13 protein-coding genes are annotated in these 10,908 nt (G+C 73.0%); 5 read left to right on the top strand and 8 right to left on the bottom strand.

Annotation, left to right across the window (positions count from 1 at the left end):
- Position 1 precedes the first annotated feature (1 nt).
- Positions 2-850, bottom strand: a complete 849-nt coding sequence (locus tag J4G33_RS03835; protein WP_307793720.1) for a glycosyltransferase family 2 protein — start codon at positions 848-850, stop codon at positions 2-4.
- Positions 851-947: 97 nt separating this feature from the next.
- Positions 948-1,439 (bottom strand): metallopeptidase family protein, encoded by a 492-nt coding sequence (locus tag J4G33_RS03830; RefSeq protein ID WP_307793719.1) that lies wholly within the window; start codon positions 1,437-1,439, stop codon positions 948-950.
- A 62-nt stretch (positions 1,440-1,501) separates the two neighbouring features.
- On the opposite strand from J4G33_RS03830, the gene J4G33_RS03825 reads away from it, so the two are divergent.
- The 4 genes from J4G33_RS03825 to J4G33_RS03810 are packed head-to-tail and all read left to right on the top strand — an operon-like array spanning position 1,502 to position 3,860.
- A complete protein-coding gene (locus tag J4G33_RS03825; RefSeq protein ID WP_208054530.1) occupies positions 1,502-1,861 on the top strand; it encodes a DUF3499 domain-containing protein in 360 nt (119 codons plus the stop codon).
- A 3-nt stretch (positions 1,862-1,864) separates the two neighbouring features.
- Positions 1,865-2,080 (top strand): hypothetical protein, encoded by a 216-nt coding sequence (locus tag J4G33_RS03820; protein WP_208054529.1) that lies wholly within the window; start codon positions 1,865-1,867, stop codon positions 2,078-2,080.
- Between the two features lie 33 nt (positions 2,081-2,113).
- Positions 2,114-3,661: a phosphomannomutase/phosphoglucomutase gene (locus J4G33_RS03815; protein ID WP_208054528.1), complete on the top strand. Its 1,548-nt coding sequence runs from the start codon at positions 2,114-2,116 to the stop codon at positions 3,659-3,661.
- Between the two features lies 1 nt (position 3,662).
- Positions 3,663-3,860, top strand: coding sequence for a Trm112 family protein (locus J4G33_RS03810; RefSeq protein WP_208054527.1), 198 nt, complete (start codon positions 3,663-3,665; stop codon positions 3,858-3,860).
- A 105-nt stretch (positions 3,861-3,965) separates the two neighbouring features.
- Here the strand turns inward: J4G33_RS03810 and J4G33_RS03805 are convergent, their stop codons facing one another.
- From J4G33_RS03805 to J4G33_RS03790, 4 genes are all read right to left on the bottom strand, one after another.
- On the bottom strand, positions 3,966-4,886 hold the full coding sequence (locus J4G33_RS03805) for a glycine betaine ABC transporter substrate-binding protein (protein WP_208054526.1): 921 nt from the start codon (positions 4,884-4,886) through the stop codon (positions 3,966-3,968).
- 74 nt (positions 4,887-4,960) lie between these two features.
- Positions 4,961-5,830 (bottom strand): ABC transporter permease, encoded by an 870-nt coding sequence (locus J4G33_RS03800; protein WP_208054525.1) that lies wholly within the window; start codon positions 5,828-5,830, stop codon positions 4,961-4,963.
- On the bottom strand, positions 5,827-7,083 hold the full coding sequence (locus tag J4G33_RS03795; protein WP_208054524.1) for a quaternary amine ABC transporter ATP-binding protein: 1,257 nt from the start codon (positions 7,081-7,083) through the stop codon (positions 5,827-5,829). Before J4G33_RS03795 ends, J4G33_RS03800 begins: the two co-directional genes overlap by 4 nt.
- A 392-nt stretch (positions 7,084-7,475) precedes the next feature.
- Complete coding sequence (locus J4G33_RS03790; protein WP_208054523.1) at positions 7,476-8,294, bottom strand: RDD family protein; 819 nt, start codon at positions 8,292-8,294, stop codon at positions 7,476-7,478.
- Positions 8,295-8,340: 46 nt separating this feature from the next.
- Here J4G33_RS03790 and J4G33_RS03785 point away from each other — a divergent pair, with 46 nt between their 5' ends.
- A complete protein-coding gene (locus tag J4G33_RS03785) occupies positions 8,341-9,336 on the top strand; it encodes a stage II sporulation protein M (protein WP_208054522.1) in 996 nt (331 codons plus the stop codon).
- Between the two features lie 18 nt (positions 9,337-9,354).
- Here J4G33_RS03785 and J4G33_RS03780 read toward each other — a convergent pair whose 3' ends face one another.
- Positions 9,355-9,612, bottom strand: a complete 258-nt coding sequence (locus J4G33_RS03780) for a hypothetical protein (protein ID WP_208054521.1) — start codon at positions 9,610-9,612, stop codon at positions 9,355-9,357.
- Entirely contained in the window at positions 9,612-10,904 is a 1,293-nt protein-coding gene (locus J4G33_RS03775; protein WP_208054520.1) for a DUF58 domain-containing protein, read from the bottom strand. Before J4G33_RS03775 ends, J4G33_RS03780 begins: the two co-directional genes overlap by 1 nt.
- Positions 10,905-10,908 lie beyond the last annotated feature (4 nt).

Raw genomic sequence — 10,908 nt, 5'->3', positions numbered from 1 at the left:
GTCAGCGCAGCTCGCGGTGCGCCGCGCGGAGCTCGACCGTCTGCCGCGCGAGCAGACCCACGCGCAGCACCAGGCGGACCGGCGCCTGGTACCAGGCCGGGTAGCGGCGGGAGAGGTAGAGCGCCGCGCTGCGGTGGTGCGCGCGGATCATGGCCTCGGGCCGGGCGCGCCAGGAGGTGCCGCCCACGTGGGTGGTCACCGCAGCGGGGACGTGGATGCTCGACCAGCCTGCCGCCAGCAGGCGCTCGGCGAGGTCGAGGTCCTCGAAGAACATGAAGTAGGCCTCGTCGAAGCCCTCGACCTGCTCGAAGGCCTCACGGCGCAGCAGGAGGCAGGCCCCGGAGAGCCAGCCCGTGGGTCCCTCGTCACCTCGGGGCTCCTGGTGGTCCTGCCGGTAGCGCACGGTGAAGGGGTTGCCGGGCCACACCTTCCCCAGCAGGGCGTGCCCGACGCCCTGCACCAGCGAGGGGAAGGCCCTCGAGGAGGGGTAGCGCGTGCCGTCGGTGTTGAGCAGGGTGGGGCCCAGCGCACCGGCCTCGGGGTGCCGCTCGCCGGCCTCGAGGAGCAGGTCCAGGGCCCCCGGGTGCCAGACGACGTCCGGGTTCGCGACGACGATCCACCGCTGGCGCGCGCCTGTGCTGCCGCGGTTCGCCGCGCCTCCGTACCCGTGGTTGTGCCCGTCGCGCACGAGCACCGCGCCGTGCTCCTGGACCACCCGGTCCACCCGCTCGTGCTCGGTGCCGTTGTCGACCAGGACGAGCTCGACCTCGGCGCTGCTCCCGGCACGCAAGGAGGTCGCGAAGTCGTCGAGCTCGGGACCGGGGTTGAACGTGACGCAGACGACGCGCACGGCCGGTGGGGTGGGTCCGGGCGTGGGGGCAGTGATGAGGAGCTCCTCGGGCGTGGGGGCAGGCGGGGGTCAGCCTAGTGCGGGACACCAGGTCGGCTCAGCCGCGGAAGTGCGGGTCGACCTCCTCGGGGGACTTCGCCAGCAGATGGGCGACCTGCTCGACGACGACGTCACGCACCAGCTCGGCGAGGTCGGCGTCGTCCACGGCGCGGGTCTCGACCGGCCGCCGGTAGACGAGGATCCGGGCGGGCATCCCGACGTCGGACGGGAAGTACCTGCCGAGGGGGACGCCCCCGTGCTCCCACGGGGCGGGGTGGGAGGGCGGGACCTCCTCGACGGCGAACTCGGTGCCCTCGAGCTGGGGGCCCCACCGGCGCTCGAGCCGTTCGACCGCCGCCAGCACGTGGTCGTCGAAGCGGTCCGCCCGGGTGCGGTGGCCCGGCAGGTCGGGCGGCAGGACCGGCCCGCGCAGGCCCCGACCGCGACGGTCGCGGCGGCGTGCTCCGAGCGGATCTCGACCCGGTGCGGTGGCCGGTGGGCCGGGCCGGCCGGACGCCGCGGCGTCCCCGGTGCTGGGGGAGAGGCTCACACGCTCACTCTACGGCGTGGTGGTTGCCGCGATCTCGGGCGGCGCAGGTACGCTCGGGCGTTGTGAGATCAGGCCGCCAGTGTTCGCGCAGCGCCTGCGGGCGCCCCGCGGTCGCGACGCTCACCTACGTCTACTCGGACTCGACGGCGGTCCTCGGGCCGCTCGCCAACCTCGCCGAGCCGCACTCCTACGACCTGTGCAGCGAGCACGCCGGACGGCTCACCGCGCCGCGCGGGTGGGAGGTCGTGCGCCTCACCCCCGAGTTCGTCCCGACGGGCCCCAGCCCGGACGACCTCGTGGCCCTCGCCGACGCCGTGCGCGAGGCCGGACGACCCCGCGCCGAGGCCGTGCTGCCTGAGCCGGTCGCGACGGAGGTCGCGCGTCGTGGTCACCTCCGGGTGCTCCGCGGGGACGGGATCTGAGCGGTGACGGCCCCGGACGACGCCCTGCAGGCCTGCTCCTCGTGCGGGAGCACCGTGCTGACCCGCCTGCCTCTCGTCCTCACCGACGGCACCGACGTCACCTTCATCTCGTGCCACGTCTGCGAGGTGCGCGCCTGGTTCTCGCAGGACGAGGCCGGTGGGTGGACCTCGATCCCGATCGCGTCCGTGCTCGAGCGCTCGGCCCGCAAGCCCCGCTGACGCACCGCGTGCCGAGGGCGCGGCCCCCGCAGGATGCGGGCCTCGTCCCCTCGGCCAACTAGGCTCCTCGACGTGACCGACAACAGCAGCCCTCGGCCGGCCCCTGACCTGTCCCGCCTGATCAAGGCCTATGACGTCCGGGGTCTGGTGCCCGACGAGTTCAGCCCGGAGGTCGCCCGCGCGATCGCCACGGCCTTCGCCGAGATCGTGGTCAAGGACGCCGCCGAGGCGCGTGAGCGGGACGAGGGGGTCCCCACCCGCCCGCGCGTCGCGATCGGTCAGGACATGCGGGAGTCCGGCGGCCCCCTGGTCGAGGCGTTCTCCTCGGGGCTCACCGAGCGCGGCGTGGACGTCGTCCGGATCGGGCTCTGCTCGACGGACGGCCTGTACCACGCGTCGGGGGCCCTCGACATCCCCGGGGCGATGTTCACCGCCAGCCACAACCCCGCCGAGTACAACGGCATCAAGATGTGCCACGCGGGGGCCCGTCCGGTCGGCCAGGGCTCCGGGCTCGACGCGATCCGCGATCTCGCGACCCGCTACCTGAACGACGGCCTGCCCGACCCGGTCGAGACCCCGGGGGAGGTCAGCGAGCGGCAGATGCTCGGCGAGTACGCCGCCTTCCTGCGGACCCTGGTCGACCTGCGAGGCATCCGTCCGCTCAAGGTCGTCGTCGACGCGGGCAACGGCATGGCCGGCCTGACCGCCCCCGCGGTGCTGGGCACGGCCGCAGGCCTCGAGCCCCTGCGGCTGGACGTGGTGCCGCTGTACTTCGAGCTCGACGGCACCTTCCCCCACCACGAGGCGAACCCTCTCGAGCCTGCCAACCTGCGCGACCTCCAGGCCGCGGTGGTCGAGCACGGCGCCGACATCGGGCTGGCCTTCGACGGCGACGCCGACCGGTGCTTCGTCATCGACGAGCGGGGTGAGCCGGTGAGCCCGTCGGCCATCACGGCGCTGGTCGGCCTGCGCGAGGTGGCCCGGGAGACGGCTGCGGGACGCTCCTCGACGGTGATCCACAACCTGATCACCTCCCGGGTCGTGCCCGACCTCCTCCAGGCCGCCGGTGCTCGGACGGTGCGCACCCGGGTGGGCCACTCGTTCATCAAGGCGCAGATGGCGGAGCACGAGGCCGTGTTCGGTGGTGAGCACAGCGCGCACTACTACTTCCGGGACTTCTTCTACGCCGACACGGGCATGCTCGCCGCGATGCACGTGCTCGCCGCGCTGGGCGAGGCCCGGGGCAGCGACGGGGCTCCGGTGCCGCTGTCCCTGCTGGCCGAGGCCTACGAGCCGTACGTCGCGAGCGGTGAGATGAACTCGCGGGTCGAGGACGTCGAGGCGGCCCGCGAGCGGGTCGTCGAGGCGTACGTGACCCAGCAGGGGGGCGGTCCGGTCGAGGTCGACGAGCTCGACGGCCTGACGGTCTCGCACTGGGACGCCCACCCGCGGTGGTGGTTCAACCTCCGAGCCTCCAACACCGAGCCGCTGCTGCGCCTCAACGTCGAGGCGGCCGACGAGGACATCATGGTCAAGGTGCGCGACGACGTCCTGGCGCTCGTGCGTCAGGGGCAGGAGTGAGATGAGCGAGATCGAGCCCTGGGTCCGGGAGATCCTGCGCTGCCCCGCCTGCGGCGACGAGCTGCGCGACGGGACCAGGCCCGACGGGGCGGCCGAGCTGGTCTGCACCGGAGAGGCCTGCGCGCTGGCCTACCCCGTCCGCGACGGCATCCCCGTCCTCCTGGTCGACGACGCCTACCCCGCGGGCGGCACCGCCTGATCCGAGGTCGGGCATGACGAAGGGCCCGGCCGCACCGTGTGCGGACGGGCCCTTCGTCATGCGTGGCGCCGGTGTCGGCGCCGGTGCGTCAGTGCTCGTGCCGGGTCAGGAACCCGAGACGATGCTGTCGACGTAGTCCGGGTTCTCCTCGAGCCACTGCTCGACCGCGGCGTCGTTGTCCTCGCCGTCCATCTCGTTGAACATGATGTTCTCGAGGGCGTGGAGCTGGTCGGCGTCCATCCGGAAGCCCGAGATCCACTCGGCGACCTCGGGGTACTCGCCCGAGAAGTCCTGGTGCGCGTAGGTGTGGATGCTGTCGGCGTCCCCGAGGGCGTTCTCCGGGTCCTCGAGGTCGCGGATCGGGAAGGCGTCGTAGGCCCAGTGCGGGCGCCACAGGGTGACGACGATGTTCTCGCCCGCGTCGGTCGCGGCCTGCAGCTCGGTGAGCATGGCCGGGGTCGAGGAGACGAGGAACTCCATGTCCTCGAGGCCGTAGGTCGGGATGACCTCGTCCTGGGTGATGGCCGTGAGGCCCGCACCCGACTCGATGCCGACGATCCTGTTGTCGAACTCGTCGGCGTACTCGGCGAGCTCGTCGAGGGAGGTGATCGGGGAGTCCTCGTTGACCGCGATGGTCAGCGGGGCGTCGTCGAGCCACGCACCGAGGTCCTCGAGGCTGTCGCCGTACTGCTCCAGGTAGGAGGCGTGGGTCTGCGGCAGCCAGGTGTCGAAGTTGACGTCGAAGTCGCCCTCGGAGAGCCCGGTGAAGACGATGCCGGCGTCGGCGGTCTCCATCTCGACCTCGTAGCCCTCGCCCTCGAGGATGTGCTTCCACAGGTGGGAGACGGCGATGCCCTCCTCCCAGCCCGAGTGCACGCCGATCGTGATCGGCTCGCTCTGCTCTGCGGCACCCGCGTCGCCGGAGCTCTCCTCCGTGGTGTCGGAGTCGCTGGCGCAGGCCGTGAGGGCCAGGGCCAGGACACCGGCCGAGGCCAGTGCGGTCGTCGTGCGTCGTGCGTTTCTCATCGTTTCCTCTCGTGAGCGGGCCTCGGGGGTGAGACCTGCTCGGTCGTGGACGTGGGGGACAGGTTCGTGGGGGATCAGGCCTTGGCGGAGGCGCGGGCCCGTTCGACGGCCGAGCGCTTGCCGAAGGCCGAGGTGACCCGGTCGAGGTACATCGCGAGGATCACGACGGCCAGGCCGGCCTCGACGCCGAGACCGATGTTGACGCTCTGCAGCGACCGGACCACGTCCTGGCCCAGCCCGGCCGCACCGACCAGGCCGGAGATGACGACCATCGACAGCGACAGCATGATCACCTGGTTGACGCCGGCCATGATCGTGGGCAGGGCGAGCGGGAGCTGGATCTGCCGCAGGATGCGGCGAGGGGTCGCCCCGAAGGCGTGCCCGGCCTCGACGACCTCGGTGTCGACCTGGCGGATGCCGAGCTCGGTGAGCCGGACGCCGGGGGCGAGGGCGAAGATCACGGTGGCGACCAGTCCGGGCACCACGCCGACCCGGAAGAGGATGACCGCGGGCAGCAGGTAGACGAAGGCCGGCATCGTCTGCATGAAGTCCAGGACGGGGCGCGTGATCGCGGAGACGGTCGCGTTGCGGGCCGCGAGGATCCCGATCGGGATGGCGATGGCGATGGCGATGGCGCTGGCCACCAGCACCAGGGCGAGGGTCGCCATCGCGTTGTCCCACTGGTCGACGCCGTAGATGATCGCGAAGCCGATCAGGCTCCCCACGGGGAGCTGCCAGCTGCGGCGGGCGAGCAGGGCGATCGCGGCGAGCACCAGGCCCACCGCCCAGAAGGGGGGCTCGGCCAGGACGAAGGTGAGGCCGTCGTAGCCCGCGCGCAGCACGTCACCGACCACGTCGAAGAGCGCGCCGAGGGTCGAGGTGAGCCAGGCGATGACGTCCCGGGCCCAGTCGCCGAGCGGGATGCGGACCAGGGGGTCGTTCACGAGGCGGCTCCGTCCGTGGTGCTGGGGCCGGTGGCAGGCTCGGGGGCCACGTCACCGGAGGAGGTGTCGGGGCCGCTGGTGTCGTTGGGCGCCATGGCCTCGAGAAGGGTCACGCGGGGGATCACCCCGACGAGCCGGCCGCGCGCGTCGACCACGGGCACCGGCAGCGGGCTCTCCGCCGAGGGGGCGAAGATCTCCGAGAGGGGGGCGTCGACGTCGACGGCGGTGACCTCGTCCCGGGTGAGGTCGACCAGGGACTCGCTCCCGGCACGCTGGGCGGCCACGACGTCCTCGTCGCGCAGCACGCCGCGCAGGGTGCGGTCCTTGTCGACCAGGTAGGCGGCGGAGGCCTGGGCCTCGCGCATCTCGCGCAGGGCGACCCGCGGACCGGCCCCCGAGGTGACCACCGCGGCGGGCCGCACCATCACGGACCCGGCCGTGAGCACCCGGGTCTTGTCGACGTCGGCCACGAACTGGGCCACGTAGTCGTTCGCGGGGTCGGACAGGATCTGCTCGGCCGTGCCGATCTGCACGATCTGCCCGTCGCGCATCATCGCGATGCGGTCACCCAGGTGCATGGCCTCGTTGAGGTCGTGGGTGATGAAGACGATGGTCTTGCCCAGGGTCTCCTGCAGCTCGAGGAGCTGCTCCTGCATCTCGCGGCGGATCAACGGGTCGAGGGCCGAGAAGGCCTCGTCCATGAGCAGGATCTCGGTGTCGGCCGCCAGGGCCCGGGCGAGGCCCACGCGCTGACGCATGCCGCCCGAGAGCTCGGAGGGCAGGTGGTCCTCCCAGCCCGACAGGCCCACCATCTCCAGGGCCCGCCCGGCCCGCTGGCGCCGCTCGGTGCGGTCGACGTCCTGGAGGGCGAGGGGGTACGCGGCGTTGTCGATGATCGTGCGGTGGGGCAGGAGGGCGAAGTGCTGGAAGACCATCGAGACCCGCTTCTGGCGGATCTGACGCATCTCCTTGGACGAGACGGTCGAGAGGTCGGCGTCGCCGAGGACCACGCGCCCGGCGGTGGGCGGCTGCAGGCCGTTGAGCATCCGGATGAGCGTCGACTTGCCCGAGCCTGAGAGGCCCATGACGACGAAGGTCTCGCCCGCCTCGACCTCGAAGCTCGCGTCGATCACGGCGGCGGTGCCGTGGTTCTTGACCTCGTCCCGGGTCGCTCCGGCCTGCAGTCGGCGTACGGCCTCGGCCGGTCGTCGACCGAAGACCTTGTAGACGCCTTCGGCGCGCAGTGCTGCCACTAGTCTCTCGTCTCGCTCGGGGGGCCCGGCCGCGCCAGGCGGTCGGGGGGCGGCCCGCGCCGCGGCGTGCAGCGGTGGGGCCGCGACCTTGCGGTGAGTCGTGTGTCGGAACGGTTCCGACCCAGCGGGCCCGAGGGGGACAGGGCCCGCGAACTGCCCGAGCAGAAGGCCGGGCCGTCGACCACCATGTCGCGGATGCCCGCGGCGATCAACCGAGGGTCGGCGCGAGGAGGGGGTCCGCGAGGGGTGCAGCGACCGCCAGACCCCCGCTGACCTGGGGCTTTGCGTGTTCTTGGATCGTTACTGTTCTGTGACGTACCTAGGCCTCTGGCCAGGGCTGCCGATGGTCTGCCGCGGCCCTCACGGGGGCCGGGTCAGGGGTGTCGCGCCGGTCAGTCGACCGGGTCGGGCACCGCGTGCGGGAGCCGGTGCACCAGGGCGCCCTCGGCCTCCACCTGACGGGCGACCCGCACGGCGTAGGCGTACTCACGGTCCCGCCGTTCGGCGAGCACGGCCGAGATGAACCGCTCGGGGTGGGTGCCCGGCGGCGGGCCGGGGGCCACGTACCGCTCGATCTCCCCCGCGAGGTCGTTGCCCAGGCGCACCCGCGAGGCGAGATGCAAGGTCGTCGCCCGCCCCAGGAGCTGACGGGCCGAGAGGGCGAGCCCGTCCGGGAGGCGTCGGATGTCGGCCGACCGCGCCCAGGTGGCGAGCTCGGGCGGCATGATGACCGGCGGCAGGGCCTCCTGGCCCCCGCGGACCCGGACGGCGTAGGTGCCGGCGAGCAGGTCACCGACCCGCTTGCCCTGGGGGTGGACGAGTGAGGTGATCAGGGCGACCGAGCCGACGGTGAGCCACAGCTCACCGACCCCGGTCAGGGCCCGGACCACCGCGTGCCGGAACCGCACCGGGCCACCGTCGTCGCGCACGATGCGGATACCCATCACGAGCTTGCCGACCGAGCGCCCTCGGGTGAGGGTCTCGACCGTCGCGGGGACCACGACGAGCACGGTCACGACCAGGGTGATCACCAGGGCCGCCGTGGCGGCCTGGTCCATCTGCTCGACGACCGGGGAGGTGACGAGCACCAGGAGGAACCCCACGCCGAGGAGGATCGCGACGTCCAGGACGGCACCGACCATGCGGGTCGCGAAGGAGGCGGGACGGGCGTCGAGGACCACGCCCTCGCCGATGACGATCTCGTCCGACACGTCCGCTCCTCTCTGCGCTGGCTTCTGCTGTGGCAGGCTACCGGGCGTGGACCTCGACGCGTTCTCCGCCGTGCACGCCCCGACCTGGGCGCGTCTGGACGAGCTCGCGCGGCGGCGACGCCTGACGGGTGCCGAGAGCGACGAGCTGGTCCGCCTCTACCAGGAGGTCGCCACCCACCTGTCGACCGTCAGGTCTGCCGCCCCCGACCCGGGGACGGTCTCACGGCTCTCGGAGACCCTGGCCCGGGCGCGGTCCACGATCGCGGGATCGCACGAGCCCGCGTGGTCTGACGCCAAGCGCTTCCTGGTGCTGACCCTGCCCGCAGCGTTCTACCGGGTCCGGTGGTGGACCGTCGGCGTGATGGTGGCCTTCACCGCCCTCGCGGTGGTCGCCGGGGTGCACGTCTACTCGAGCCCCGAGGCGCAGGCGGCCATGGGTACCCCGAGCCAGCTCGAGACCTACGCCGAGCAGGAGTTCGCGAACTACTACTCCAACTACCCGGGGGAGAGCTTCGCCGCCCAGGTCTGGACCAACAACGCCTGGATCGCTGCGCAGTGCATCGCCTTCGGCATCAGCGGCATCTGGCCCGTGCTCGTCCTGGTGCAGAACGCCGTCGGGGTCGGGTCCGCGGGCGGCGTGATGGCCCTGCACGACGGTCTCGGCGTCTTCTTCCAGCTGATCCTGCCGCACGGTCTCATGGAGCTGACCGCGATCTTCGTCGCGGCCGGGGCTGGGCTCAAGCTGTTCTGGACCGTGATCGACCCGCGGGGTCGACCGCGGTCACGTGCGGTGGCCGAGGAGGGCCGTGCCCTCTTCACGGTGGCCCTCGGCCTGGTGGGGGTGCTCGGGGTCTCGGGGCTCGTCGAGGGGTTCGTGACGCCGTCGACGCTCCCGTGGTGGCTCAAGATCGTGATCGGGGCCCTCGTCCTCGCGGCCTACTGGGTCTACACGCTGGTCCTCGGGAGGCGTGCGGTGCGCTCGGGCGAGACGGGTGACCTCCGCGAGGACCACAGCGCCGCCACGCTGCCGGTCGCGGCCTGAGGGCTGCTGCCTCGGCGATCAGTCGCCGGGCGGTCGCCGGATCCGGATGATGATGGTGACGAGGGCCGCGCCGATCGCCGCGAGCCCGAGCACCCCGACCACCCACGGGTCGACGCCGGAGGCCTCGGCGAGCGCGGGCCCTGCCTGACCCTGGGGGGCGGCGAACGCGATCAGAGGCAGGGTCGCCGTCGCGACGAACGCCAGGGCGACGACGATCGCGACGATGCGCGCCCGTCGCCGGCGGCGATCCATCATGGTGGGGCGACGGTCGTCCATCAGAGCCTCCCTGCGGCCTTGAGGGCCAGGTACGTGTCCGCGAGCCGCGGTGCGAGGTCGTCGGGCAGTGCGTCGACCACCTCGACGCCGCGTTGGCGCAGGCGGACGCCCACGGCCGCGCGCTCGAGCTCGACCCGTTCGGCGGCAGCCGCGTCGAAGACGGCCGAGGAGCTCTCCCGTCCTGCGCGGAGGGTCGCCAGCTCTGGATCGGCCACCGAGGCGAGGACCACGGTGTGGTCGTGCGCGAGGGGGCCGATCACGGGGAGCAGGCCGGACTCGACGGCTGCGGGCTCGAGGGAGGTCAGCAGGACGACCAGGGCGCGCTGGGAGAGACGCTGCCGGATCGCGCTCACCGCCCCCGACCAGTCGGCCTCGACGAGGGTGGGCTCGAGCGGGGCGAGGGCGTCAGCCAGGGCGGGCAGCAGGCGCGGACCGCCGGTCCCGGCGACCTGGGCCCGGACCCGGCGGTCGTAGGCGACGAGGTCGACCCGGTCCCCGGCGCGGGCTGCGAGGGCCGAGAGCAGCAGCGCGGCCTCCATCGAGGCGTCGATCCGGGGCAGGTCACCGATCCGCGCGGCGGAGGTGCGCGAGGTGTCCAGGACGATCATCACGCGGCGGTCGCGCTCGGGCCGCCACGTGCGGACCACCACCTCGGAGCGTCGAGCGGTCGCACGCCAGTCGATGGACCGGACGTCGTCCCCGATGACGTACTCCCGCAGGGAGTCGAACTCGGTGCCCGAGCCCCGCACCTGGACCGCGGTGCGCCCGTCGAGCTCCCGGAGCCGCGCGAGCCTGCTGGGCAGGTGCCGTCGGGAGGCGAACTCGGGCAGCACCCGGAGCCGTCCGGGCACCTCGAGGGAGACCTGCCGGGCGGCGAGACGGAGCGGACCGAAGGACCTGACCGTGACGCGGTCGGCGTGCCGGTCGCCGCGCCGCGTGGGCACCAGGGAGGTCACGAGCCGTCGTGCCTCGCCCGGAGGCAGATCGACCTCGTGACGGTTCGCGACGGCGCCGGCCGAGGGCTGCCACGCGTCGCGGACCAGCGCCCGGAGCCGCCGCGGAGAGCGGTTCGTCACGACGAGGGTCGAGCGCGAGCCCTCGGTCAGCCGGACCGAGGTCGGCACCGACCGTTGGATCGCGACCTGCCGCGGGGATGCGGCCAGGCTGACGTCGAGCACGCAGGCGACCACCACGAGCAGGGCCCACGCGAGCACCACACCGCTCGCCGGCACCAGCAGCACCGGGAGCAGGCCGAGGGCCGTGAGGGCCACGGCCCGCCACGTGATCGTCATGAGC

Source organism: Actinotalea soli, assembly GCF_017565425.1.
Taxonomy (GTDB): Bacteria; Actinomycetota; Actinomycetes; order Actinomycetales; family Cellulomonadaceae; genus Actinotalea; species Actinotalea soli.
The sequence above is the reverse complement of the archived record's forward strand: the minus strand, read 5'-3'. Positions and strand labels throughout refer to the sequence as shown.

Bases quoted from the DNA above. Each gene is read 5' to 3' on its own strand.
- J4G33_RS03815 (WP_208054528.1), top strand. From the start codon at position 2,114: ATGCGGGCCTCGTCCCCTCGGCCAACTAGGCTCCTCGACGTGACCGAC.
- J4G33_RS03780 (WP_208054521.1), bottom strand. From the start codon at position 9,612: ATGGACGACCGTCGCCCCACCATGATGGATCGCCGCCGGCGACGGGCG.
- J4G33_RS03805 (WP_208054526.1), bottom strand. From the start codon at position 4,886: ATGAGAAACGCACGACGCACGACGACCGCACTGGCCTCGGCCGGTGTC.
- J4G33_RS03775 (WP_208054520.1), bottom strand. From the start codon at position 10,904: ATGACGATCACGTGGCGGGCCGTGGCCCTCACGGCCCTCGGCCTGCTC.
- J4G33_RS03810 (WP_208054527.1), top strand. From the start codon at position 3,663: ATGAGCGAGATCGAGCCCTGGGTCCGGGAGATCCTGCGCTGCCCCGCC.